At 58.3% G+C, this 24,276-nt stretch carries 22 protein-coding genes and 1 tRNA gene; 3 read left to right on the plus strand and 20 right to left on the minus strand.

All coding sequences use genetic code 11. The features are described 5' to 3' along the window. Positions 1–19 precede the first annotated feature (19 nt). The 3 genes from AC2TDA_RS10230 (at position 20) to AC2TDA_RS10240 (ending at position 3,727) form a co-directional block, all read left to right on the plus strand. Complete coding sequence (locus AC2TDA_RS10230; protein WP_480845797.1) at positions 20–1,054, plus strand: cysteine synthase A; 1,035 nt, start codon at positions 20–22, stop codon at positions 1,052–1,054. Continuing rightward, the gene (locus AC2TDA_RS10235) at positions 1,054–3,492 is read left to right on the plus strand and encodes a DUF3772 domain-containing protein (RefSeq protein WP_480879177.1); all 2,439 of its coding nucleotides are present in this window, start codon (positions 1,054–1,056) and stop codon (positions 3,490–3,492) included. Before AC2TDA_RS10230 ends, AC2TDA_RS10235 begins: the two co-directional genes overlap by 1 nt. Positions 3,493–3,637: 145 nt before the next feature. After that, positions 3,638–3,727, plus strand: a tRNA-Ser gene (locus AC2TDA_RS10240). A gap of 111 nt (positions 3,728–3,838) precedes the next feature. Here the strand turns inward: AC2TDA_RS10240 and AC2TDA_RS10245 are convergent. The 20 genes from AC2TDA_RS10245 to AC2TDA_RS10340 all read right to left on the minus strand — a co-directional run bounded on the left by AC2TDA_RS10245 (position 3,839) and on the right by AC2TDA_RS10340 (position 24,251). Next, entirely contained in the window at positions 3,839–4,741 is a 903-nt protein-coding gene (locus tag AC2TDA_RS10245) for an FAD:protein FMN transferase (protein WP_480879178.1), read from the minus strand. Continuing rightward, positions 4,738–5,253, minus strand: coding sequence for a nitrous oxide reductase accessory protein NosL (locus AC2TDA_RS10250; protein ID WP_480879180.1), 516 nt, complete (start codon positions 5,251–5,253; stop codon positions 4,738–4,740). Before AC2TDA_RS10250 ends, AC2TDA_RS10245 begins: the two co-directional genes overlap by 4 nt. Beyond that, a complete protein-coding gene (locus AC2TDA_RS10255; protein WP_480879181.1) occupies positions 5,250–6,071 on the minus strand; it encodes an ABC transporter permease in 822 nt (273 codons plus the stop codon). Before AC2TDA_RS10255 ends, AC2TDA_RS10250 begins: the two co-directional genes overlap by 4 nt. Next, positions 6,068–6,961: an ABC transporter ATP-binding protein gene (locus AC2TDA_RS10260; protein ID WP_480879182.1), complete on the minus strand. Its 894-nt coding sequence runs from the start codon at positions 6,959–6,961 to the stop codon at positions 6,068–6,070. The genes AC2TDA_RS10255 and AC2TDA_RS10260 overlap by 4 nt, the downstream gene beginning before the upstream one ends. Further along, positions 6,951–8,207 (minus strand): nitrous oxide reductase family maturation protein NosD, encoded by a 1,257-nt coding sequence (locus AC2TDA_RS10265; protein WP_480879184.1) that lies wholly within the window; start codon positions 8,205–8,207, stop codon positions 6,951–6,953. The genes AC2TDA_RS10260 and AC2TDA_RS10265 overlap by 11 nt, the downstream gene beginning before the upstream one ends. Before the next feature lie 3 nt (positions 8,208–8,210). Next, positions 8,211–10,118 (minus strand): TAT-dependent nitrous-oxide reductase, encoded by a 1,908-nt coding sequence (gene nosZ / locus AC2TDA_RS10270; RefSeq protein WP_480845787.1) that lies wholly within the window; start codon positions 10,116–10,118, stop codon positions 8,211–8,213. 13 nt (positions 10,119–10,131) lie between these two features. Next, the gene (locus AC2TDA_RS10275; RefSeq protein ID WP_480879185.1) at positions 10,132–12,309 is read right to left on the minus strand and encodes a 4Fe-4S binding protein; all 2,178 of its coding nucleotides are present in this window, start codon (positions 12,307–12,309) and stop codon (positions 10,132–10,134) included. Continuing rightward, on the minus strand, positions 12,300–12,764 hold the full coding sequence (locus AC2TDA_RS10280; RefSeq protein ID WP_480879186.1) for a DUF2946 family protein: 465 nt from the start codon (positions 12,762–12,764) through the stop codon (positions 12,300–12,302). Before AC2TDA_RS10280 ends, AC2TDA_RS10275 begins: the two co-directional genes overlap by 10 nt. An 89-nt stretch (positions 12,765–12,853) precedes the next feature. Next, entirely contained in the window at positions 12,854–13,117 is a 264-nt protein-coding gene (locus tag AC2TDA_RS10285; protein ID WP_480845784.1) for a hypothetical protein, read from the minus strand. After that, the gene (locus AC2TDA_RS10290; protein WP_480845783.1) at positions 13,074–14,627 is read right to left on the minus strand and encodes a cytochrome D1 domain-containing protein; all 1,554 of its coding nucleotides are present in this window, start codon (positions 14,625–14,627) and stop codon (positions 13,074–13,076) included. Before AC2TDA_RS10290 ends, AC2TDA_RS10285 begins: the two co-directional genes overlap by 44 nt. Next, a complete protein-coding gene (gene nirJ, locus AC2TDA_RS10295) occupies positions 14,602–15,816 on the minus strand; it encodes a heme d1 biosynthesis radical SAM protein NirJ (RefSeq protein ID WP_480879187.1) in 1,215 nt (404 codons plus the stop codon). The genes AC2TDA_RS10290 and nirJ overlap by 26 nt, the downstream gene beginning before the upstream one ends. A 4-nt stretch (positions 15,817–15,820) precedes the next feature. Continuing rightward, the gene (gene ahbB, locus AC2TDA_RS10300) at positions 15,821–16,303 is read right to left on the minus strand and encodes a siroheme decarboxylase subunit beta (RefSeq protein ID WP_480845780.1); all 483 of its coding nucleotides are present in this window, start codon (positions 16,301–16,303) and stop codon (positions 15,821–15,823) included. Beyond that, positions 16,300–16,752: an Lrp/AsnC family transcriptional regulator gene (locus AC2TDA_RS10305; protein ID WP_480879188.1), complete on the minus strand. Its 453-nt coding sequence runs from the start codon at positions 16,750–16,752 to the stop codon at positions 16,300–16,302. Before AC2TDA_RS10305 ends, ahbB (AC2TDA_RS10300) begins: the two co-directional genes overlap by 4 nt. Continuing rightward, positions 16,749–17,738: a siroheme decarboxylase subunit beta gene (ahbB, locus tag AC2TDA_RS10310; protein WP_480879189.1), complete on the minus strand. Its 990-nt coding sequence runs from the start codon at positions 17,736–17,738 to the stop codon at positions 16,749–16,751. The genes AC2TDA_RS10305 and ahbB (AC2TDA_RS10310) overlap by 4 nt, the downstream gene beginning before the upstream one ends. A 4-nt stretch (positions 17,739–17,742) precedes the next feature. Further along, the gene (locus AC2TDA_RS10315) at positions 17,743–18,888 is read right to left on the minus strand and encodes a cytochrome D1 domain-containing protein (protein WP_480879190.1); all 1,146 of its coding nucleotides are present in this window, start codon (positions 18,886–18,888) and stop codon (positions 17,743–17,745) included. Then, complete coding sequence (locus AC2TDA_RS10320) at positions 18,885–19,235, minus strand: c-type cytochrome (RefSeq protein ID WP_480879192.1); 351 nt, start codon at positions 19,233–19,235, stop codon at positions 18,885–18,887. Before AC2TDA_RS10320 ends, AC2TDA_RS10315 begins: the two co-directional genes overlap by 4 nt. After that, on the minus strand, positions 19,228–19,989 hold the full coding sequence (gene cobA, locus AC2TDA_RS10325; RefSeq protein WP_480879193.1) for a uroporphyrinogen-III C-methyltransferase: 762 nt from the start codon (positions 19,987–19,989) through the stop codon (positions 19,228–19,230). The genes AC2TDA_RS10320 and cobA overlap by 8 nt, the downstream gene beginning before the upstream one ends. A 212-nt stretch (positions 19,990–20,201) precedes the next feature. Beyond that, a complete protein-coding gene (locus AC2TDA_RS10330) occupies positions 20,202–20,609 on the minus strand; it encodes a cupredoxin domain-containing protein (RefSeq protein ID WP_480845773.1) in 408 nt (135 codons plus the stop codon). A 56-nt stretch (positions 20,610–20,665) separates the two neighbouring features. Then, positions 20,666–22,450, minus strand: coding sequence for a NapC/NirT family cytochrome c (locus tag AC2TDA_RS10335; RefSeq protein WP_480845772.1), 1,785 nt, complete (start codon positions 22,448–22,450; stop codon positions 20,666–20,668). Between the two features lie 124 nt (positions 22,451–22,574). After that, positions 22,575–24,251, minus strand: a complete 1,677-nt coding sequence (locus tag AC2TDA_RS10340) for a cytochrome D1 domain-containing protein (protein ID WP_480845770.1) — start codon at positions 24,249–24,251, stop codon at positions 22,575–22,577. Positions 24,252–24,276 lie beyond the last annotated feature (25 nt).

A 24,276-nucleotide genomic window follows, 5' to 3' on the forward strand; every position in this document is an offset into this window, starting at 1 on the left:
CAAACGACAAGAGGGCGCCATGCGCATTGCACGAGACCTGGCCGACGCAGTTGGCAAAACACCCCTGATCCGTCTGCGTCGCATCAGCGAGGAAACCGGATGCGAGATACTTGGGAAAGCCGAGTTCATGAATCCGGGCCAGTCCGTCAAGGATCGCGCGGCGCTGTATATCATCCGTGATGCTGTCGCGCGCGGAGACCTGAAACCGGGCGGCACGATCGTTGAAGGCACAGCGGGCAATACCGGCATTGGGCTGGCGCTGGTCGGGGCCTCAATGGGGTTCAAGACGGTCATTGTGATCCCGGAAACGCAGTCGGAAGAAAAGAAAGACATGCTGCGGTTGGCTGGGGCTCAGCTGGTGCAGGTTCCGGCCGCGCCTTACCGCAATCCCAACAACTTTGTGCACTACTCGCGCCGACTGGCCGAAGAGCTGGCTCAGACAGAGCCCAACGGAGCGATTTGGGCGAACCAGTTCGACAATGTCGCCAACCGCCAGTCGCACGTGGAAACGACCGGCCCTGAAATCTGGGAACAAACTGGCGGGAAAGTCGATGGTTTCGTTTGCGCTGTAGGCTCAGGCGGGACACTGGCCGGTGTGGCCGACGCACTACAACCCAAGGGCGTCAAGATCGGGCTGGCTGATCCGATGGGTGCTGGCCTCTTTTCCTACTATACCACCGGCGAGATCGCGATGGAGGGCAGCTCGATCGCTGAAGGCATCGGTCAGGTTCGGGTTACGAAAAACCTGGAAGGGTTTACCCCCGATTTCTCGTATCAGGTCACCGACAACGAGGCGTTGCCCTATATCTTTGATCTACTCCGCGAAGAAGGTTTGGTTATGGGCGGTTCGACCGCGATCAACATGGCCGGTGCGGTGCGTCTGGCCAAGGATCTTGGCCCGGGTCATACAATCGTGACGATCCTGTGCGATTATGGCACCCGCTATCAGTCCAAACTGTTCAATCCGGAATTTCTGCGGGAAAAAGAGTTGCCTGTGCCTGACTGGATGACAGAGGCGCCTCGCAGTATCCCCGGCGTGTTCGAGGACGTGTGATGTTGCGACAGGTCCGCCTGTTTCTGATCCTTCTGACATGTTGCCTTTTCGGGCTGGGTGGAGTGGCCTCTGCCCAGCTGACGGATCGGCAAAGCGACTATTACAAAGGGTGGATCAGTACAGCGGACCGCGCCGAAGCGGTGATCGAGACCAACCGAGCCTCGAACGCTTCGCTTGAAAATTTACGTTCAGAAATAAACGGTTACCGCGAAGACTTTAACAAGGCGCGCAGCGCCAATACTGAGCGTATCCAAACGCTGGAAAATCAAATCAAGGCGCTGGGGCCCAAGCCCGAAGACGGCGGTAGCGAACCCGAAGATATTTCCAAGCTGCGCGAGCACCTTGAAAACCAGCTCAACGGTTTGCGGGTGCCGCGGATCATCTCGGAAGAGGCCTATACCCGCGCAAACGGTTTGATAAGCGAGATTGATCAGATCATTCGGAAACGCCAAACGAAGGAGCTGTTGCAGCGGGATCCTTCGCCATTAAATCCCGCGTATTGGCGACCAGCTTGGATAGATGTGACAGAGGCCGTTCGCAGCCTTTGGAACGAAACCATAAAGAACCTGCGCTCTGACGTCGTGCGTGAGCAGATGCGTGAACGTGCCCTTGGAATCGTGTTCTTACTGGCTGTCGCAAGTGTGCTTCTGCTTTACGGGCGTAGCTGGTCGGAAAAGGGCGGCGATTACCTGCGGCGTTTTGGGGGAAGTGGCAGCGGAGTCTGGACGTTTGTCATTTCACTTCTGCGGATTATCCTGCCCTGGTTAGGAGTTTGGGCATTCGTCCAAGCAGTCATGTTGACCGGTGTTTTGGGGCTGCGGGGGACGCTTCTGTTCCAGAATATCCCATTCTGGGCAGCGACGATCTTCTATTTCGACTGGATCGGTCGACAGATTTATCTGATGGGGGCCACACAGGGTTTCAGCAGAGTATCCGCCCAAAAAATTATCGAGCTTCGCGTCTATATCGATCTACTGGCGGGAATGCTGATCCTTCATGAATTGGCAATCCTGTTCGAGCAGATCGAGAATATCTCGGATGCAACGCGCGCAGTTGTCGGGTTTCCGGTTGTTGTAGTGACGGCGCTGCTGCTGCTGCGCGTCCGCCAGATCCGGCAATCGCCGCAATACACCGATCCGGCGATCGCCGAAACCCCTTCGCGTCTAGCCGGGTTCAGCCAGCTTGTTGAATTCCTCCGCCGGGCTTTGTTTCTGCTTGGGATTGCCACACCGATTTTGGCAGCGTTTGGATATATCAATGCTGCCGAAGCGATTGTGTTTCCGGCGGTCAAGACTCTCGTCCTGATAGCCGCGATCATCATTGTGCAACGGTTCTTCAGTCTTGTTTACGGATGGATCACAGGGCAGGGCGAGGCGGCCAAGGACTCTTTGTTCTCTGTTCTGGTTGGGTTCGCATTGGCAATTCTCTCGCTTCCTTTGCTTGCGATCTACTGGGGCGCGCGGGAAACGGACCTGCTCGAAGCCTGGGCGCGTCTGCTTCTGGGGTTCGATATCGGCGGCGTGACGATTTCCCCCAGCAATTTCATGGTCTTTGTCGCTGTCTTTGTCATCGGTTACACGCTGACTCGTCTGGTTCAGGGGGGGCTGCGCAATTCCCTTTTGCCAAAGACCAGTATTGATCCCGGTGGACAGAATGCCATCGTTGCGGGCACCGGGTACGTCGGCATATTCCTTGCTGCGTTGGCAGCGATCATGGTGGCCGGGTTTGATCTTTCGTCACTGGCGATCGTAGCGGGCGCGCTTTCCGTCGGTATCGGCTTCGGATTGCAAACCATCGTTTCCAACTTCGTTTCTGGTATCATTTTGCTGGTCGAGCGTCCGATTTCCAAAGGCGATTGGATCGATGTGAACGGAATGATGGGGTATGTCCGCGACATCTCGGTCCGTTCCACGCGGATCGAGACGTTTGACCGAACCGATGTGATTGTGCCGAATTCAGATTTGATCAGCGGAGTGGTCACGAACTATACGCGTGGCAACACGATTGGGCGTGTGATCGTGCCGGTCGGTGTGGCGTACGGAACCGACACGCGCAAGGTCGAATCCATTTTGGGTGAGATTGCGAATGCTCATCCCATGGTTCTGGCCAATCCTGCGCCCAGCGTTGTATTTCAGGGCTTCGGAGCGGACTCGCTGGATTTCGAAATCCGGGCCATCTTGCGCGATGTGAATTGGGTGCTGAGCGTAAAATCGGACATGAATCACGAAATCAATCAGCGGTTCGTGAAAGAGGGTATCGAGATTCCGTTTGCTCAGCGCGATGTCTGGCTGCGCAATGCCGAAGTGCTACGCAGTTCGGGCGAAGCGGCTGAGAAACCGGCTCAGACGCCGCCAGAGCCGCGCGAAACCGACGGAAAAGCACAACCTGTTGAACTAACCGAAACGGATCTGGATACGGGTGACGGGGACGAGCTCTGAACCAGTGGATTGATCCTGCGGCGACGGTATAGCAGCGCAAGAGTATAGTGCTGAATCCGGAAATTTGTTTTTCACCTGAGAGGCTTCATTTCATTGCAATCGGCCCTTGCAAATCCAGTTTCTATGGTCCAAACAACGCCGGCACGGAGAGGTGGCCGAGTGGTCGAAGGCGCACGCCTGGAAAGTGTGTAGGCGGGAAACCGTCTCCAGGGTTCGAATCCCTGTCTCTCCGCCATTCACCAGCATTTGCCGATAACTTTAAAGGTGAGGGTTCACCTGAGATTTGATCATGTACGTTTTGCGCCAGTCGGAAAGCTCATTGTTGCAATCCAACCGGCGTTTGAAGTCAGATACACATCTCTAGACTGGAGCCCGGGAACTGTTTCAAAACCACGTCGTGGCGCTCCGTTGGAATCGCACACAGGGCAGTTGACAGACCGTCCGCAAGGGCCGCATCGGGCGCCGATACGGATAGAATCTGGTGATGCAGTTCACCGCCGTTTGGATTCAGGATATGCCCTTGTGCATCAGTCAGCATGAGAGTTTTGGCATCCGATGTGGCGATGGCTCTGTCCCGAAGTTCAACGCGCTTTATGACATCGCGGTTCGGGCCGGTCACACCTACACGCCAGTCACGTCCGTCGGCGCGCTGGCCACTGGCGACGATCTCTCCCATGTTGACCAACACGTCGCGCAAGCCATGCGATGCAAGTAGGGCGGCAATTCGGTCTGTTATGGCCCCTTGGGCGATGCCATTGAGTGTTAGGCCCGAAAGGCCCGGCTTGGGTAGCCGAATTGCGTCGGTCTGGACAGAAACCTTGTTCCATCCAATCGTTTCGCGAGCCGACAAGATGTCTTCAGTACTCGCACCGGTCGCCAGCGCAGCCCAGAGAGGCTGAATGGTGGGGTCGAATACGCCATCAGTGGCGTTGTGAAGGGCCGAGCACAGGCTAAGCACGTTCAGAAGTTCTGGGGCTGGTGCCGCAAGAATACCGTCCCGATTTAGCCGGCAGATCTCCGAGTTGGGGCGATAGAGGCTAAATATGTTCTCCAACCTGGTTACTTCGGCCTCAACAGCGGAAATCACGGGTCCGGCTTGTTTATCGGTTAGTCCTTCCAGCCTCAGGCTGGCTGCGGCACCCAACGCAGTACTGCGCCAATGTGCAACAGGTGCGGCCATTGCGCCTGCCGGAAGAGCAGCACAAGCGGCCGAGATGGTCAGAAAACGACGGCGGGACAGATGGGTCATGCTGGCGTCTCCAATTTCATATCCAAATCGACGGGGCCCAGAACCTCGACATCCGGTATGTCGGTCAAGGGCAACGATGTGCCACCGTGTTGGCCGATGAACGCTTCGGCATCCGAAGGGTCGGCAAATGGCACGACTTCACGCGCGCCCATGCCGCCGGCGACGTTTGCGCCGACCACAAAAGTCGCTCCGTCGGCGTGTATCCAATTTGAAATACCGGGATGCTGCCAATTTGGCGCGACACCCATGTCACTGACATAGACGGCGGTAATCCGGGCATCCCGCTCGGGGCTTTTGAGATAAGCCACCATGTCACGCACCTGTGCAAAGAACAAAGGGGCAGGGTAGCCTTCGAGATGGATCTGGCCTTTTGGTCCGCCATGTTCAGCGATGTTCATTTGGCAGAAGAAGCTTAGTGCATCCGGGGTCAGATCGACAGGATCGGGGGCGGCGATCTGCTCCTCTTTGCAGGCGCTCAGGGCGACCAGTGCAATCACGGCAAGGTGCTTCATGGCTCGACCTTCCGGAATGCGGCGCGGGCGAGGATGAAACCAAGCACCGGCCAGATCAGCAGCGAGGCAGGCGCGGCCCAGACGGGCAGGGCCTGCGCGGCTCCGGTCATGCCAGAGGCCATAGCCACACCTTCGGTCGCAGCAATGTTCCACAGACGGAATGCGTCGGCCGGGTTGGCTACCATCACCCATGGAAAGACGGATTGAGTGAAGGTACCGTCCTTATCCATGACGACGGCCCCCAACAGGCCCAGATCATAGAGGACGACAAAAACCAGCCAGAGCCCGGCCGACAGGCCTGCCGCTGCCGTGGCGCCCCTGGCCAGAGCAGACAGCAGGTAACCCAGCGCCAGAAAAACGGCGCCCAGCAGAATGGATGTGAGGATGAGGCGGGCCAGCGCCATCAGGCTTTCCGGGCCAGCGCCACCGAACCAAGCCGCAACCGCGCCTGCCGTGCCAAAGCCGACGGTCATGGCAAAAGCCAATGCGGCCAGGTGGGCGGTGAACTTGCCCAACAGGATTTCACCGCGCCCCGCAGGGTAGGACAGCAGCAGCGACAGGCTGCCGCGATCCACGTCACCGGCGATGGCATCAAAGGCGATCATCAGCGCCAACAACGGCGCAAGATAGACTGACAGCGTGGTCATCGACGCGACCGAGACGGTCAACATGTCAACTCCCAATGTGCCGGTTGGTGCGCTGCCTGCGAAAGTCAGCGCCAGCGCAAACAGCACCATGATCAGCGTCGCCATCAGCAGCCAACGGTTGCGGCGCAGAATTAGCATTTCAGTGCGGGTTATGGCGAGGAAGCGAGTCATTGCAAATCCTCCTGGGCGTAATGACGATAGAGGTCTTCCAGCTTGGGCGGCGTCATTTCGACATCCGCCACTGCGTCGCCCAGTCCGGCGATGCGGCGCAGGGCCTCCATCTTGTCATCGGGTGCGCAGAGAAGTTCAACCGCAGCCCCGTTGATCCGGTTGCCGCCCAGTTCAGCGGCGAGTGCGTCGGGGTTGTCGCTGGCGCGAACCCGCAGGCGGATCGGCAGGCCAGCCAGAGCTGACAAATTGCTCAACGTGTCATCAGCGACCATCTTCCCCTTGCGCATGATGGCGATGCGGTCGGTGCGGGCTTCGACCTCGGTCAGGGCGTGGGACGCGATCAGGACGGCTGTGCCCTGCGCGGCCAGTTCGTCGATGATGGCGTAGAGGTCCTGCCGTGAGATCGGATCCAAACCGGATGTCGGTTCATCCAGCAGCGCCACTTTGGGCTGACCCAGCAGTACCTGTGCCAGTCCCAGACGTTGCCGCATGCCTTTGGAATAGGCTCCGATGCGGCGGTCCAGCGCGTCGCTGAGGCCGACGCGTTCCAGAAGTCCGGGAATATCGGCTTTCTCACCGGAAAGCTGCGCGAACAGGGTCAATTGCTCGCGCCCGGTCAATGCGGGATGGAACGAGACCGCCTCGGGCAGATAAGCCGTATCCCGACGTGCACGTGCACTGCCGGGGAGCGAGTCGCCGATCTGAATTGCTCCGCCATTGATCGGCGTCAGGCCGAGGATGGATTTGATCAGAGTAGATTTGCCCGCGCCGTTATGGCCCAGCAGCGCAACACGCTGACCGGGGGCGAGAGAGAGGGTGATTTCGTCAAGAACGCGGGTCTTGCCACGGTCCTTGCAGACGCTTTCGATCGTCAGGGCCTTATCCGTCATGAGGCACCTTTTTCATTGCTGGGGGTTCAGGGGCTTGCATCAATGGGTTGCTGTCGATCACGCCACCCGGCAGCAGAGCCGGGAATGCCGATTGCGACCAGCGCACCAGTTGCACGGCAGGAGAGCCGAGCAGAAGTTTGGCTGCGGGTTGGGTCCACAGCACATGGTCCATACTGTCATTGGGGCGATAAGGGGCATCGGCGATGCCGTTGCCATCCACATCATAAGCGGCAAAATCAGACCAGTAATTGCCGCGTCCGTCTTCGGACCACTCGACCCATTTGGTCGAGACGTATTTCACCTGTGTCCGGTTGCCGACAAAGGCATTGCCAACAATGCGGTTGCGTTCGCTGCCGGCGGTAAAGTGAATGCCGATGCCGCAACCCTGGAACCAGTTGTCGGTGAATTCGTTCTTGTTGGAGTTATAGAGGAAGGTGCATTTTTCCTTGGCACCTTTCACCACGTTGCCGGTGATGACGCTTTTGTTGGCATAGTTCAGCATTACGCCATGTTCACGGTCACCGATCGAGACATTGTTGGCCACGGTCACATTGGTCGTGAACATCACCGCATAGCCCAGATCATTCCCAATCGAGACATTGTCGCTGACGACCGAGTCGTCGGCATACATGTAATGCACCGCGAAACGCAGATCGCGGAACAGGTTGTTGGTGAAGGTGTTTTTCTTGGACGAGTTCACAAAGATCCCGTCACGACCGTACCGGATATCATTGCCATCAACCACCGCGCCGGGTGCATTCCAGACGTAGACGCCATTGCCGCGGTCATTCATCCGCTGGTCTTGGCGGCCTTCGATCAGGTTGCCACGTACGATGCTGTCCTTGGCACCATGAATGTCGACGCCATAGAGATTTCCCAGCAGCACGTTATCTTCGACCACCGGCGCTTTGGCCGTCTTGGTCAATTGGATACCGCTGTCGATTCCGTCATGGCTTGAGCCCGAGCCGATCACCGTCAGACCGCGCACGGTCACGCCGGGTCCGGTCACGGTGATGACGCTGCCCGCGCCTTGTCCGTCAATAGTGGCCTGTCCCAACCCGTCGATGGTGACGGGCCGGTCCAGAACCAGGGTTTCGGTGTAAACACCGGGGCTCAGGCGGAGGGTGTCCCCATCCGCCGCCTGCGCCAGTATCTCGCTGATGGCCCCCGCCCGGTTGGGCACATCCCAGTCCGCCGCCCAAAGGGGCGAGCCGAGCAGGAGCGGTATGAGCAGGGGCCAACGCATGGGTTATGCCCCCTGCGGCTCGACCAGCATCCGACCGCGCATTTCCATGTGCAGCGCGTGGCAGAACCACTGGCAGTAGAACCAGTGCACGCCCGGACGGTCGGCAGTGAAGGTGACCGAGGCTGTCGCCAGCGGCGCAACTTCCATCGCGATGCCGTAGTTGCCCAGGCAGAAGCCGTGGGTCACGTCGTCCACGTCATCCAGGTTGGTGATGTAGACAGTTACTTCATCACCCTGTTTGACGGTGAACTTCTCAAGGCTGAAGGTCGGTGCCTGCGAAGTCATGTAGACCCGCACCTTGTTGCCATCACGGATGGGTTCTTCGGCGCCTTCTTCCAGATCGATGCCATCGGCTTCGGCCTGTTTGCGGGCGTCTTCCCAAGTGATGTCGTTGCGATCCCAAACGTTGACCGGGTTAACGATGTCGCTGCGAACGATGATCGAGTCATGCGGCTCGGCAAATGTCGGGCCGTCGTGAACCACTTTCATCTCGTCGGTTGAGATGTCGATCAGCTGCTCGTTCTCGGGCTTCAGCGGACCCGTGTTCAGGAACCGGTCTTTCGAGAACTTGTTCATCGAAATCAGCCATTTGCCGTCGGCATCCTTGGTTTCACCCATGGAAGTCGAGTTGTGGCCCGGCTGATAGTGCACATCGACCTTCGAGATGATCGGGTCGACATCAGCGCCACCGTAAGCTTCGATTGCCTTGTCGATGTTCCACTTCACGATCTGACTGTCCAGGAACAGCGTGGTGAACGCGTTGCCCTGACCATCATATGCGGTGTGAAGCGGGCCAAGGCCCAGCTGCGGTTCACCCACGATGCAGGACCGCGGGTCGGCATCGCTTTCGAACAGAGCGTCCAGCTTGGTAACGTCCATGATCGACACGGTCGGCGACAGCTTACCGTTGATGCAGACGTGCTTGCCATCAGGCGCGGTGTTGATGCCGTGGGGCGAGTTCGGGATCGGGATGTAGCGGGTATACTTCTTGTTCTGACCCTTACGACCGTCCAGAACCTTGACGCCTTTCAGCTCCTGATAGTCGCCAGCCTCGATGCCTTTTTCGATTTCCGCGAGGTTGAATACAACAACGTGGTCCAGTTCGTTCTCAGTCATCTCGGCCAGGTTCATACCCATTTCCGAGTTGTACGAGGTCGAATAGGCGTATTTGCCCTGATAGTCGCAGTCGGTGTTGTCGAGGTTACCCGACACAATCACCTGCCATGCCACTTCCATGGTGTCGCCATCCAGCGCGGTGAAGATGTTCACGTATTGCGACGGATCATCCAGCACTGTGCCATCATTGACCAGCGGAGTTTCATCTTCACCGTTGGCAAAGACATAACCGGTGCGCGGGAATTTTTGCGGACGCAGACCGTGGATCGCCTTGGCGTTCGGGATTTCGGTGATCTTGTCGCACTTCATCACGTCGCAGCGTACACGAGCGACGCGGGTGTTGGCCTTGTCGTTCATGAACAGATAGCGGCCGTCATAGGTGCCGTCAGTGAACGACATATGCGGGTGGTGAAGGTCGCCGTTGTCATAGGTTTTCATGCCACGCTTGGCGAGGAACTCCTTGGTTTCCGGCAGCAGACCGTCGGTCATGATCTTCAGCGACTCGTTGGTCTGACCCCAACCTGTGGCCGAGCAGCGGTTGAATACCGGAACCCGCATCAGTTCGCGCATGGACGGGAAGCCCAGGATGCGCAGCTCGCCGGTCTGACCCGAGGACCAGAAGCCGTAATACTCGTCCAGCTCACCGGGCTGCAAGTTCGCATTGGCTGCAGCGCTGGCCTGTTTCGCGGTCATCAGGGTCGAGCCCAGACCGGTCCCGGCCAGCACGGCGCCGGTTGCGGTTGCACCCAGCATCCCGCGGCGTGTGACGGTTAGTTTCTTGTCATGTTCCGACATGATCGTTCCTCCTTTAGGAAACGGTTTGCGGTTTGGCGTTCGGATGGTTCGCCGGTGGTTGTCCGAGAGGGGTTTTCGGTTGAACCGACCCCGTCTTGCCCCGCCGTTTCAGCTGGCGGATGACGACGGGACACTTGGTCTCGGACTGGTAGAGCACCTGACAATGCAGGCAGGTGACGCACTCGTTCGGGTTGATCTCACCGGTTGGGTGGATTGCCTGAACGGGGCATTCGTTGGCGCAGGTCTGACAAGGCGTGCCGCAATCTTTGTAGCGGCGCAGCCAGTCGAACATGCGGACACGGGCAGGGATCGCCAGCGCACCGCCCAGCGGGCAGAGGTAGCGACAGTAAAAGCGTTCAATGAACAGACCGATCACCAGCAAAGCCAGCGCAAAGACCACGAAAGGCCAGTCGCGCATGAATTTCAGAATGATCGCGGTCTTGAACGGTTCAATCTCGGCATAGGTTTCGGCCAATGGGATCGAGACAAAACTCAGGCCAAACAGGCCAAGGAAGATCATGTATTTCGCGGGCCAGAGGCGTTCATTCAGGCCCCAGGGCAGGGTCCATTGCGGTACTTTCAGCGCGCGGGCGATCTTGTTAGTCAGTTCCTGCAAGGCACCGAACGGGCACAGCCAGCCGCAATAGGCGCCACGTCCCCAGAACAGCAGGGCGGCGGCGACGGCAAACCATTGGATGAACACCAGCGGATCCAGCAGAAAGGCATCCCACGAGAAGCCGGTTCGCAAGCTGCCCGCCAGTGCCATCAGGTTCACGACGCTCAACTGGGCATTGGCGTACCATCCGATGAAGAACAGTGTCATTGTCAGATAACCGATGCGAAACCAGTAGAAGACCCGCGCATTCATGGTGGCGTGGAACTGGAAGAAGAACGTGGCGGTCAGCACCAGCAGCATGAAACCCAAACCGGCAATCTCAACCGTGCGGTCCTTCCAGATACGTTTCCACAGTGCGGCTTTGGCAGCAGCTTCGCCGGTGGCGTCATCGACAACGGTGGGGGCCGCAACTGGTAGCAGGTATTGCTCGGGCAGTTTGTAGCCCAGATCGAAGGTCAGAAAGATCTTTTCCACCGCACCTACCGCACGTTGCACCAGCAGTTGCAGGCGGAACGGTTCGGTCGGGTCGAACTCGGCATCTGCCGGGATCTTGAAGATGTCCAGTTCGACAAAGCTCGGGGCATCAGGCGCTGCAACCTTGCCCAATCGCCGCTGCTGCTTGTCGAAGAAACGAACCGAATTGTCGCCCTGTATCAGCTGAATCCGGTCGAAAATCCCACCGCGAACATAACCTGAGCCTTTAAAGCTATAGTCCCCGCGCCCCAGAACCAGAATGGCCTGTTCGCCTTCGTTCAGCCATTCGGTCAGGTTTTCATATTCAGCCTCGCCCAACAGGGACTTGCCGATCGAAGGAACCGAGACCAGGGCCACGTGCATGTCGATGAATGTGTATTCCGGCTCACCAGGTTCGGGGCGCTTGATGGCGCGTTGATCGCCCGTCGCTTCAAAGGCCGCGTTGACCTGGCCTACATCCAGCGTCAGTCGACGGATCGAACCGTCACCCGAAAGGGTTGCCCAGTCATAGAGAGCGCTTTTCGCCATATCGACTTCGCGCTTTGGACCATCGGCCTGCAACGGTGACAGACCGCCCAGACCCAGTGCGCGGGCCACCTTGATACCGCCGCGCACAAGGCTGTCGTCGATCACCATGATCGTGACGGTGGCGCCCGAGATGATGTCGAGGTCATGCCCCTCACCACCCGTCTCGGCTTCAATCTTGAGGTCAAGCCCGGTGTAACCTTCGGTCAGTTCAACCATGCGAGAGTTGGGAATACCGATCAGAACAATGGGTTCCGAGTGTTTGACCAGCTGCACGCCAGTCAGAACAGCATCGTCGTCGATGGCCGCAACCACATGGATGGGTTTGCCAGAATACCCGGTGGTTCCAACAAAATCAGAGGTCAGGAAGGCCCAGGCGACGGTTTCGCCCCCCTTCAGAACAGGGGCGACTTTTATGTCCTCGCGGACCGGGCCAAAAGCATCGGCACCAGGCGCCAAATCGGCTGGGCTCAGATCGGGCAGGAAACTGGCGAGGCTGTCGGCACGGGCGCTGATTGCTATCAGGCAGGACAGAGTAAGGGCCAGCAGGAAATGGATTGCGCGACTTACGACCACGGCGCACCTCCGAAAATTTGGATTGACGCCATGGACGCGCGCAGGGCACGTTCGGTTTTATCTTGGGACGCAAACGGAGGGCCTCGGGTTTCGGGCCACAATCGTTTCGAGTGGTACAAATCGCACAGGTCCCGGTTTCCAGCGCGTACAATCTGTACATTTCCAGCCTGCGACAACACCGGGACCTCGGGCAGCGGCGCCGCCGTCGTCACAGCGCAAAGTGCGCAATCCGCACATTTCGGGCATGGCGCAGCTGGGTCGGTGCTGTCCTCTTCAAGGTCGACCTCGACCCAGACCGCGCCTGCCTCCGAGCAGATCTCCACCCACATGCTTTCCCCGGGACTCGCCAGCGCCGGGCCAAGCATTTGTAACAACAGAAGGAAGATGCCTGCCAGCGCACACGCCGCGCGTGAAACGCGGACAGGGAAAGTGTGCATAAGGTTACGGGCAGGCATGGAGAATCCAACTCGGCAGTCTTTCGTGAGTTCTACGGGATTCTCTCTGACGGATACTTGACTTAGGTCAGGTTTCAGAAAATTTGGACCTATCCGTCGGCTTCATCCATTAGGCCACGCACCCAACGTCCGGCAAGCCAGGAAGCAGGGATGCCCAGCGGTAACGACCACAGGATTGCAGGTACCGGTCCAATCGCACCGAAACCCGCACTGTGTAGGATCAACCCTGCCAAAAACAAGTTGATGGCCACGGTCAACGCCGTGGCCGGATAGAGCAAAATGGCCAGTTTCCAGACCGGCCATTTTTCATCAGTGGCTGGTGCCTTCTGAGAATGTGATCTTGTTCCAGACATTGTATTTCCCTGAGGGTTTGCGCATCGGCAGGCGGCGGACTTCTTCCAGCGTTTGCGCATCGTAAACGATCACCGCGCCGTCATCTTCCCAAATCGACACCAGCGCATAGCTGCCGTCCTTGGTAAATTCGACGTGGGCAACAGTTTTGCCGGGAGCCGGACGCAGAGTCTTTACGATTTCAAGACTTTGCTTGTCGATCACGTGCATGGCGTCCTTGTTAGGGCCAAAGAACACATCGGCCCAGACGTAAGGCGAATTCTCATGGCTGCGCATAAAGAAACCTGGGCCTTCGGTCTTGATTCGCTTGACCGTCTCCCATGTCTCCATGTCAATCACCGAGACTGTGCCGTCGGTCAGATGCGGCGTGGCCATTACTGTGGTGTCGCTGTGCTTCCACGTAATACCCGAACCCAAGTGCGGCATCCCCGGCAGATCCAAATCAGCCACTTTCTGACCGATCACCAAGTCGATTACCTGACCGCCTTTGCCATCGCGCGAGGCGCCCATGACGTATTCATAGCTCTGGTCAAAGAAGAAATCGTCCAGATAGTCGGGCGTTGTGATTTTGCGTACGGGGAAAGGGTTGGGGTTCTTGAACTGGCCTTCGATGCGGAAATCGTGACCCAACCCGGATTGAGGTGGGTTGTCGCCGTAGAAGACCTCCCAGATCTCCGGGACGTCTTTCAAAGCCAGCACAAAGCTCTCGCGCGGTGGGGCCTGATAGACGGCCGATACGCGGCTGGGATTTCCCTTTTTACTTTTGATCTCAATAACCTGTGCAACAGAAAGGTCCTCGGTCGACAGTAGGGTCAAGCTGTTCGGCAGGTAATTTGCCACGGCCACCCATTTGCCGTCGCCGGACATGGCGATGTTGCGGCTATTGAGGCCCGCGCGCACGCGGCCCACCTGTTTCAGCGCCCAGATGTCATACTTCTGCACCCAGCCATCGCGAGACATAATGAAGACATACCGCCCGTCGGGACTGAACTTTGGTCCACCGTGAACGGCAAATGGGGTCTCGAAACGATCCAGGACTTCGAAGGTATCGCCGTCCAATACGCTGACATGATGGTCGCCGGTTTCTACAGCCAGAGTGATGTTCATCGGGTCACTGGCCCAAACAGGGGCGTCAACCGCAATGTAGTCTTCATCCAGTGTGCGGCTTGCCATGATATCGGCCTCACCCCATTCCGGGTTGGTTTCCAGCGGAGATTTCAACCAGCCCGCCAGTTCCTCGATCTGCAACGTGTCTAGCTCATGCGAAAACGCCGGCATCTGCGTGGCGGTGCGCCCTTCGGCGATCACAGCGGCCACACGTGGGCCACGCATCCGTTTCAGCGTTTCGGGGATTAAGGCAGGGCCTACACCACCGAGACGGTTTTCACCGTGGCAGGACGCGCAATGCTCGGCGTAATCGGATTGGGCGTCCGCCCATGCGGTTCCGGCCAGCAGCAAAGAGCACAGTGTGCCAACCTTGAGTGTTCTAAAAGAATTGATGTGCCGGATCATGACGTTTCCCCCGGAACGGTGTGACCTGCAGGCGTTCGCCCGCGCCGTCTACACCGATTTCTTCATTTGACAGGTAGCAGGCCGGGTCCTCGGCCCAGGGATCGCCCGTCAGTTGCAAGGCCCTGATACGGGTGTTGCCGCCGCAGACATCCTTTAATTGACACGCGCCACAGCGCCCCTTGAGCGGGCGTGGTCGGGTTCGAAGCATGGCCAACATCTGGTCATCGCTTGTCCAGAGTTCTGAAAACGCTTGGGTTTTGACGTTGCCGACTGTGTAATCCGACCAATAGGTGTCAGGGTGAACCCGGCCCAGATTATCGATGTTTGCCACACCTAAACCACTGGAATTACCACCCCATGCGGCCAGATGATCTCGCACATGAGCTTCGGTCTCGGCATCGAAATGCGCGCGCACCCAGTTCAGAAAATAACCCGCATCGGCATCGTTGTTGCCGGTCACGATGTCCAGTGGCCGTCCACCCGAGGCAGCTTCCCAAGCCCGTTCCAGCAAAAGGTCGAGGCCTTTGCGGGTACGTAGATGTTCGGCATCCTCGCCCCGGTTCTTGTCGCCACGTCCGGCATAGACCAGGTGAGAAAGGTAGAACTTGTCCACACCCTCGTCATCGCAGAGTTGCAGCAGATCGGGCAGGTGGTGTTGCGTACCTTCGGTCAGGCAGAAACGCAAACCGACTTTGATACCGCGTTTCTTGCATTCGCGTACCCCGCGCAACGCATCGGCAAAGGCGCCCTCGACACCGCGGAACCAGTCATTGGTAGCTCCGATCCCGTCCAGCGAGATGCCGACATAGTTAAAGCCTACATCGGCGATCATGTCCGCTGTCTCGTCATGAATCCGCGTGCCGTTGGTCGACAGCGCCAGCATCGGTACAAGCTCGCGTGCTCGCTTGGCAATGTCGAAGAAATCGAATCGGTCCAGCGGCTCCCCACCCGAGAGGATCAGGGCCGGGACGCGAAAATGGCCCAGATCCTCAAGGGTTACCATGGCTTGCTCATGACTGAGCTCACCTGGGAACGCAACATCCGCCGAGACGGTGTAGCAATGTCGGCATTTCAGGTTGCAGCGCCGTGTCAGGTTCCAGATCACAACGGGTTTCACTGGGCCGGGACGGCGTTTGCGCACCGGGGTCGGTTTGACGAGCTGGTGCATGTATTCGGTCAGGCGGAACATGGTCTCAGCCTTTCGCTTTCAGGCGCAGCCCGGTCTTTTTCAGGATGCGTGTGGAATAGAGGATGTCTTTTGCTCGACAGGCGTCACCCAGAATATCGGTAATTTGGCTGCGTTTTTCTTCAACTTCCGCCTTGTCAGCGCCATGTACCATGGCGAACAGGTTATACGGCCAGTCGGGCAGGGCGCGTGGCCGTTCATAGCAATGGGTAACAAACGGCAGGGCGCCGATCAGCGCGCCCAATTCGGCAATGCGCTCGTCATCAACATCCCACACAGTCATCCCGTTCGAGGTCATGCCCAGTTTGTAGTGGTTGGGGGCCGCAGCGATACGGCGGATCACGCCACGTGTCTTTAGCGCAGCCAGACGGGTCAGAAGAACGTCTTCGTCCATGCCAAGATCTTCCGCCACCTGAGCATAAGGTGCAGGGACCAGGGGTAACCCGCCCTGAAGCGTCTCGATGATCTGTCTGTCAGTCGTGTCGATCATGCTGCCACCCGGAAGCCGATAAAGAATTCTTGCAGTTTGGGGAAGCGAAGAACCTTGATTCCCGTTTCCAGTTCGATGGCATCGGCGGCGGCCTCGATCCCCGTAGGTGTTTCGGTGGCCAGCACAAACCACATGTTTAGCCGGTGCGTGCGCTCATAATTATGCGCGACCTCGGCATGTGCATTGACTTTGGTCAGGACGGTTTCGAATTCGTCGGCAGGAACAGCCATTGCACACAAGCAGAACGCTCCGCCCATGGCGGCGGCGTCGAAGAACGGGCCAAAGCGGGTTATCACGCGCTCCTCTTTCATCCGTGACAGACGGGCCAGCAGATCGCTTTCCGATATCCCTAGTTCGTCAGCTACATTGGCGTAGGGATGCGATGTCAAAGGCAGGTCATCCTGCATTCGGTTCAGAATGGCCCTGTCAATCGTGTCGAGAGGGGTCATGCGACGGCTTCCTTGGGTTTGATCAACGCACCGGTCTGTTTGAAGCAGCGGGTTGAGAACAGTACTTTATGCTGCGCACCTGCCAGTTCCGGTAGCGCTGCTGCACCAGCCAGAACTTCACGCGCTTCAGGGCGGGAGCGGGCATGGATCATTGAATAGAGGCGATAAGGCCAAATGCCTTCAACCGGTCTGCGCTCGTAGCACAGGGTAACACCAGGGTGCGCAGAAAGTGCGGGCCCGGCCTGGTCGATCTGTTCAGATGGCAAATCCCAGACAACCATAGCGTTGGCGGACCACCCCAGTGCGCGATGGCGAACGATTACCCCTAGACGAGAGATGATGCCCGCACCGTGCAACACGCGAATGCGTTCCATGATTTCCCCGGAATCGCGCCCCAGTGAACGGGCAACCGCGGCGTAAGGATCGGCCACAAGTGGCAAACCGGAACTCAGAGCCTGAAGCAGGTCCCGATCTCCGCCTTGCATGACGGACCGATTGATTTTTCGCGCAGTCGGGACGCGCCGGGAACCGCCGGACATGCGGAAACCCAGATCGACGTTGAACGGGCGCACAAGTCGCAAGTCGAGCACACGCAGGCCAGTTCGTTCGGCAATCCGGGCAAGCGTGTCATCCACATGTGCCCGATCCGGACCCGTGGCCACGAACCAGAGGTTCCAGTCATCCTCGCGCTGGTAATTGTGGTTCACACCCGGTTCGGAATCGATCAGGGCTGCAAACTCCTCAATGCGCTCCTCAGGCGCGGCGACGGCAGCCAAAGTGCTGGCCGAAACGGCCCCGGGCGCGATAGTGGCACCGACACGGGTGATCCGCCCCGCCGCCCGCATTCGGGCCAACCGGTCGACCACTTCGTCTTCGCTGAGGTTCAGTTTGTTGGCCAGAACCTGAAACGGGTGTTCAACGATGGGAAAATCCCGTTGGAAATCGTCCAGCAAACTGCGATCTATCGGGTCTGTGATATGGCACATGGGTTCAAAGTCCCGTTCTGTGCGCGCGGGCAGTGAAGAAGATACCGGATGGGCTGTCTGCTTCGATTTCGCGCAATTTTTCAAATGTTTGCGTGTCGTAGACCATGACTTTGTTGGCATCGCGCACACTGATCCAGACCTCGTGACCGCGCGGTGTGAATTCCATGTGCAGAACGGCGGGGCCGGGTTTGAACTCGTGGATGATTTCCTTGCTGACGCTATCGATCACCTGGATTGTGTCGTTCAGTGGATGAGCAAAGTTCACCCAAACCTGCCGTCCGTCGGGACGCGCCATGGCAAAGACCGGCTGGCCGTGAGTCTTGGTTCGTCCGGTTTCCGTCAGTGTTTCTGCGTTAACCCAGAGAACTTCGTGGTGGCCGACGGCGGGGAGGACAAACTCGCTGCCTGTCAGTGCCCAGCCTTCCAGATGAGGCATTTTGTAGACGGGCATCTCTTCTTGCCCGCGCCCGTAGTTGGGTAGTACTCGAATTGGTTCGGGATTTTCTGACCACAGGTCGAGCGCGGTCAGACCGTCCTCGCCAAACAGACCGGTGATATAGGTGCGGCCGTTGGAGGTGATCAGCGCGTCGTATGGGTTTTTACCCATATCGGTGATCTTTGTGATCTCAGGCGTGCCCTGAGAAAAGTCGGCAATCCAGGTTTCGCCTGTGTCCCACATGGTGAACACGAACCGGCGGCCCGGCGCGTCTACCAGACCAATGGTTTTACTGTCGGTGGGGATGTCGGCGACCATCTCAAGTGTATCGGCGTCGAAAACGCGTACGCCGCCGGGTTCATAGTTTGAAACGGCCACCAGCTTGCCGTCATCCGAAATGGCACCGCCAATGGCATTGCCCGCTTGCACGACGCGGTTCGCTATCTGCCGGCTGACGATGTCCACTTTTGTCAAACCGCCATCGCGCCCGAATACATAGGCAAAGCGTTCGTCGGGCGAATACACGAGCGAAGCATGGGACAGGTCACCCAGACCTTCGATTCGCGCCAATGCGGCGCGGTCGGATTGATCCACCAGCAGAACCGAACCTTTGGCGCGTTCGATTACCAGCCCGAGATCCCCGGTGGCGGTGGGTTCGGCTTGTGCCGCTGTCATCATAAGTGTGGCCACAAGGCCAAGGACGAGATGTTTCATTGTGCCTCCGGTTCCAGAAGGTAACGGGCTATCCATTCGGCCTCTTCTTCGCTGATCAGGGGCCGCCAAGGGGGCATAGCGGTGTCGGGAATGCCGTCGAGGATGACCCCGGTCAGTACGTCGGAGTCATAATGCTGTAGGGTTTCGGACCGCAGATCAGGGCCAAGGCCACCTTTCAGCGACAGTCCGTGGCACGAGCCGCAGTCCTGATGGACCAGTCGTTTCAGCGCGTTTGGGTCAAGCACGTCGGCGGCAAGAGCCGACGTGGCCACGAACACGGCCGTTGAAAGAACTGCGCGCGCAGTCCAGCCCGAGCGTCCGTTGTTCATATTGACGACGCTAGCCATGTGCCTGCTCCAACAGATCGGTCAAAGGCTTTTCGGCGTAAAGCGATACCACCTTACCGATGATAAACAGCGTCGGGGCTTTCAGTTCGGCAGTGCGCACATCTGACGCAAGCTGATCCAGACGAGAGACGAGGCGGCGTTCGTCCCGAGTGGTGGCCTTGCCAACGGCCAGAACAGGGGTTGATCCGGGCAGATTCTCGGTCATCAGACCAACGGCGATCTGGCCGATATTGGCGACACCCATATAGACAACCAAAGTCGTGTCGGGATCAGCCAAACGCTTCCAATCCAGATCCAGAACCTTGTCCGCCTGGCGGTGGCCGGTGACATACTGAACCGAGGTCGCAAGACCGCGATGCGTCAGGGGTACACCGGTCGAGCAGGACGCGCCTTGTGCTGCGGTGATACCGGGGGCGTATTCGACCGGGACGCCGTGAGCCATCAGATAGGCGGCTTCTTCCGAACCGCGACCAAAGATCATCGGGTCGCCACCCTTGAGTCGGGCCACGATATGACCATTCGTTGCTTCTTCCCGCAGGATTTCATTGATCTGCTCTTGCGGAACAGTGTGGCACTTTGGAGCCTTGCCGACCGGGATCAGCCGCGCGCCTTCGGCGTGCATGGCAAGAATGTCGTCCGAGACCAGGCGGTCATAGACCACCACATCGGCCTCTTGCAGCATCCGTTTGGCTCGCAGGGTCATCAGCTCTGGATCGCCCGGACCGGCACCGATCAGAAAAACCTTACCGCTCATGTGCAAACTCGCTTGTTCTGAATGTCTTCGGAACCCGGGTATTCAGGCAACATCCTCGCGATAATCCGGTGGGAAATCGGGACGTTGCTAGGTGAACCGGGCGTGTCATGGGGGCAGATTGGCGCAATCGCAAACCAACCTCCTTGACATAAGTTAAGGAGCGCGGGAATTGCGCCCGCGCTCCTTTTTTCTGCCTGTAATTCTGCCTCGGCTCAGGGTTCGACGGTGATCATTCCGATCATGTTCTGTGTCTCCCAATGCGGTCCGCAGAGGTAGTCCTGCTGGCCCGGTGTGAGGAACGTCAGTTCCACTGTTTCCTCGGGGAAAAGTCGGTCGCTTTCAGGTTCGCTGCCGTCTTTCAGCAGCACGCTGTGGCTGGTGCGTTTGTCTACATTGACCCAGCGAACTGTTGTGCCTGCTTTAACGGTCAGTTCCCCCGGGCAAAAATTGTATTTGTACATCAGCACTACTTCGGCGTCCTCAACAGCCTCGGACGGCTGGCCGAATATCTCGACATAGTTTTCTTCAGCTTCGGCACAGATTGCAGCGGTGTCTTCATCTGCCGCAAACGCCGGTGAGGCCAACAGCAGAAGTGCAGGAAGAAGGCGGTGGGTCTTCATTGTCCGTGTCTCCTTTCTGAAAAAGGGCAGGGGCCGGTTCACCCGGCCCCAATCCGTTATTGTTTTACCACGTTGATATTGGCTGCGTCGTCATCCAGCGCCATGCTGGTATTCAACGTCACGTGGTGGAAGCGCGCGGCGGCAAAGTCGTCGTGGATGGCGAAGCCGACCGTGTAGGTCTGACCGGGCTCCAGCGGCACATCCCCGGGCGCACCGGAATTCAGTGGCCGCGAGAAGACGACAGTCCACATGCCACCCGACAGGTTGGCCGAGGCGGAGATTTCACCGTCATTGACCACGCGCTGTTCCAGCAGATAACCGTTGGAGGCACTACCGTCAGCATAAACGCGCATCAGGTCAAGATATGTGCCGTCGGCCAGGTATTGCTCGATCTGAGCTTCCGCTTCCAGCTTGTCCCAACCACCCAGAGCTTTGCCACGGCGGCCTTTGACTTCGACATCCGTGCGGCTTTCGCTGATGTACTTGGTCACCGTGTCCTGTGCGCTCATACGGCCTGCGACATCCCCATTGGCGGCAATCGCGTCGGCTTCGGGCGCGAAGGGCATATAGGTGTTGTCGGCATGGCACGAGGCCCAGCAACCCACCTGATCGCCCATCTCGATACCGGTACCGGTGATCATCATGGCGACCTTGATCTGGTTGTCAGGGTCCATCTTGCCGCCATCAACAAACGGGGCAGGGTTGTGACCCGCATCCGGCCATTGCATGCGGATGTACAGGTTTTCGTCGTCGTGGGCTGCCTGCACTGTTGCGTCGATCACACCGCGCTTGCCTGGGATCGGAGTCGGTTCCAGATCACCACCTGCAACAATCTTGTTGCCGATCGCATCCAGTTCCTTGGCGTGACAGGTCGAGCACTGATCGCCGCCCTTGGTTAGCGGTCGTGCGCCACCGTGGAACTTGCCGTTCTGCACCCATTCAAACGAAGCCTGACCGGGGTAGAACAGTTTCATATCTGCGCTTGCCACGGCGTTCCAGTCAATGTTGCCACCGACATCGCTGCCACCGCCTGCGGGGGCTGCGGCTTCTTCTCCGCTTGCGTTGGCGCGTTCTTCAGCGACAGCTGCATCAACAGCGGCTGCGATCTGGGCCTGAACAGCCTCGTTCTGCGCCTGCTTGGCCGCTTTTTCAGCCTCAGCCTCGGCAGCTTCCTTGGCTTCGATCTTTGCAAGGCTGGCCATGTACTCTGGCGGGATCGGGCGGATGAAGGCCGGATTCGGCGCTTCCAACTCTTCCAGATACTCTTCGTCGGCCCGGTCGCGGGCGTCCGAGTGCGCGATACCCTTGTGACAGTCGATACAGGTCTGGCCGATCTCCATCGCGTTCAAGTGCTGCTGACGCGCGCGTGGTTTCTGGAACTCGGGCATCATCGATTCAAAATCGTGACAGTTGCGGCACTCGCGCGAGTCGGTTTTCTTCATCCGTTCCCATTCGTTCATCGCCAGATGCACACGCTTGGCCTCGAACTTTTCGCGGGTATTGATGGTGCCGACCATCTTGCCATACAGCTCTTTGGACGCCTTGATCTTGCGGATCATCTTGTGGGTCCAGTCCTTGGGCACGTGACAATCGGAACAGACCGCGCCGACGCCCGAACGGTTCACGTCGTGGATCGTACCAGTGTATTCCTCGTAGACGAAATCGCGCATCTCGTGGCACGAGATACAGAAATCTTTGGTGTTGGTCGCTTCCATGGCGGTGTTGAAACCGCCCCAGAAGACGATACCGGCGACAAAGGCCGCCGCGATACCTGCCACAGGCATTCCCCACAGGAAATACCGGCGCCAGATCGGTTTTTTCTTTTCCGGTTCGGAAGTCATATCCGGGCTCCGTTTTGGCTGTCTTGTCTGGCCCTGGGTGGCAGGCCGGTGAGTTTGGCTGTTTGGTCAAACGGGGAAAGGGCGGGCGAGGGGCCCGCCCTTTCCGGTGTTGGTTCTGAAACCGTCAGGTGACGTGGTTCGAACGGTTGTAGACGTTGAACTTGCCGGTCGGAGCATAGAGCCCTTCGATGCGGCCGATTTCTTCCAGCGTCTTGGCGTCGAAGATCACGATCTGACCGTTGGGTTCTTTCGAGTCCGACAGGTTCCATTTGGAAACCCAGACCTCGGTACCGTCAGCGTTGAATTCGAAGTGAACAGCGGCGCTGCCTTCGTCTTCGGTGATCTGGATCGTTTTCACGATCTCGCCGGTCTCTTTCGAGATGACCTGAACCGACTGCTGAATTTCCGGCTCCGGATGTTTGGTCTGGTCAGCCCAGATGTAATCCGAATTCGGGTGGGTACGGACAAACAGGCCGGGGCCGTCTGTTTCCACTTCGTAGCAGGTTTTCCAGGCCTGATCCGGATGACCTTCGGGGTCGTTGCCCCAGACAGTCACGGTACCAACGCCAAGGTGGGTTGTACCAGCTACCGGACCACAGTTCGGGTCGACCCAGTTGGCGCCCGGTCCCGGGTGCGGCAGGGCTGCGGTGTCGATCATCGCTTCCAGCTTGTGGGTCTCGGTGTCAACGACGACCATCTTGTTCGACGCGTTCGCGGCGATCTGGAAGTAACGGCCTGTCGGGTCGAAGAACCCGTCATGCAGGAACTTGGCCGAGTTGATCTTGTCGATCCGCAGGTTGTCGAGGTCGGTATAGTCGACCTGCCACAGCTGACCCAGTTCTTTCACGGCAACGATCCAGGTGGGTTCGTTCGGCGTGGTGTAGATAGCGGCCACACGGGCCTCTTCCACATACTCGCCGTCCACGTTGGTACCGCGGGTCGAAACGACCTTGACCGGTTCCATGGTCTGGGCATCTACGATTGCAAAGTGCGGCGGCCAGTAACCACCGCCGATGACGTATTTGCCGTCGCCGGAAACGGCAACGTCGCGCGCGTCATAGGCAATCTTGACTTCGGAAACCAACATGTTCTCGGGCTTCTGCCAGAGGTCGATCTTGGTCATCTTGCCGTCGCGGCCCATGGTGTACCAGAAGCGGCCCGGATGCTCCGGCTCGGTGATCGAGTGGTGCTCGGATGCTTTCAGAACGTGCACAGCGTAACCGGTCGGGATGTGCGTCAGCACTTCTTTGGTGTCGCCGTCGATAACAGCCACTTTACCTACGTCACGCTCGATGACGACAAAGAAGTTTTCCCAATTGCGGCCATGCAGCGGCTCGGTCGGGTAGTCGGCTTCTTCGACGTAGACCTTTCGGGTCTCTTTCATCTGCTCCAGCGACATCTCTGGCGGCTTGGGGGCCTCCATCATGATGTATGTCGCCATATCCTTGATTTCCTGCTCGGTCATGATGTCCGAGAAGTTGTTCATACCGCCTTCGGTACCCCAGGCGATGATCTTCTCAAGGCGTTCCTGCCCGAGTGCAAGGGTGCCGCCTTCGGTCACGGTGCCGTCCGCTGCGGTTTTCTTCCAGTGCGGTTCAAGGTTCTTACCGGTGGCGCCTTTACGCAGAACGCCGTGGCAACCTGCGCATTGTTCAAAGTAGAGCTGTTTGGACGATTCAAATGCTTCGTCGCTCAATGTTGGCTCTTGGGCAAATGCTGGCGCAGCGACGCTGCCCAGCAACATTGCCAAACCGACCCCAAAGGCGCGGCCGGTTTTGTTGTAGCTGATTCCAAGTGACATGATCACTCTCCATTTGCGTGGTGAG

This window comes from Ruegeria sp. HKCCD6426 (assembly GCF_057221115.1).

Coding starts and splice junctions, on each gene's coding strand:
- AC2TDA_RS10230 (WP_480845797.1), top strand. CDS start 20: ATGCGCATTGCACGAGACCTGGCCGACGCAGTTGGCAAAACACCCCTG.
- AC2TDA_RS10235 (WP_480879177.1), top strand. CDS start 1,054: ATGTTGCGACAGGTCCGCCTGTTTCTGATCCTTCTGACATGTTGCCTT.
- AC2TDA_RS10245 (WP_480879178.1), bottom strand. CDS start 4,741: ATGACCCATCTGTCCCGCCGTCGTTTTCTGACCATCTCGGCCGCTTGT.
- AC2TDA_RS10250 (WP_480879180.1), bottom strand. CDS start 5,253: ATGAAGCACCTTGCCGTGATTGCACTGGTCGCCCTGAGCGCCTGCAAA.
- AC2TDA_RS10255 (WP_480879181.1), bottom strand. CDS start 6,071: ATGACTCGCTTCCTCGCCATAACCCGCACTGAAATGCTAATTCTGCGC.
- AC2TDA_RS10260 (WP_480879182.1), bottom strand. CDS start 6,961: ATGACGGATAAGGCCCTGACGATCGAAAGCGTCTGCAAGGACCGTGGC.
- AC2TDA_RS10265 (WP_480879184.1), bottom strand. CDS start 8,207: ATGCGTTGGCCCCTGCTCATACCGCTCCTGCTCGGCTCGCCCCTTTGG.
- nosZ (WP_480845787.1), bottom strand. CDS start 10,118: ATGTCGGAACATGACAAGAAACTAACCGTCACACGCCGCGGGATGCTG.
- AC2TDA_RS10280 (WP_480879186.1), bottom strand. CDS start 12,764: ATGCCTGCCCGTAACCTTATGCACACTTTCCCTGTCCGCGTTTCACGC.
- AC2TDA_RS10285 (WP_480845784.1), bottom strand. CDS start 13,117: ATGTCTGGAACAAGATCACATTCTCAGAAGGCACCAGCCACTGATGAA.
- AC2TDA_RS10290 (WP_480845783.1), bottom strand. CDS start 14,627: ATGATCCGGCACATCAATTCTTTTAGAACACTCAAGGTTGGCACACTG.
- nirJ (WP_480879187.1), bottom strand. CDS start 15,816: ATGTTCCGCCTGACCGAATACATGCACCAGCTCGTCAAACCGACCCCG.
- ahbB (WP_480845780.1), bottom strand. CDS start 16,303: ATGATCGACACGACTGACAGACAGATCATCGAGACGCTTCAGGGCGGG.
- AC2TDA_RS10305 (WP_480879188.1), bottom strand. CDS start 16,752: ATGACCCCTCTCGACACGATTGACAGGGCCATTCTGAACCGAATGCAG.
- ahbB (WP_480879189.1), bottom strand. CDS start 17,738: ATGTGCCATATCACAGACCCGATAGATCGCAGTTTGCTGGACGATTTC.
- AC2TDA_RS10315 (WP_480879190.1), bottom strand. CDS start 18,888: ATGAAACATCTCGTCCTTGGCCTTGTGGCCACACTTATGATGACAGCG.
- AC2TDA_RS10320 (WP_480879192.1), bottom strand. CDS start 19,235: ATGGCTAGCGTCGTCAATATGAACAACGGACGCTCGGGCTGGACTGCG.
- cobA (WP_480879193.1), bottom strand. CDS start 19,989: ATGAGCGGTAAGGTTTTTCTGATCGGTGCCGGTCCGGGCGATCCAGAG.
- AC2TDA_RS10330 (WP_480845773.1), bottom strand. CDS start 20,609: ATGAAGACCCACCGCCTTCTTCCTGCACTTCTGCTGTTGGCCTCACCG.
- AC2TDA_RS10335 (WP_480845772.1), bottom strand. CDS start 22,450: ATGACTTCCGAACCGGAAAAGAAAAAACCGATCTGGCGCCGGTATTTC.
- AC2TDA_RS10340 (WP_480845770.1), bottom strand. CDS start 24,251: ATGTCACTTGGAATCAGCTACAACAAAACCGGCCGCGCCTTTGGGGTC.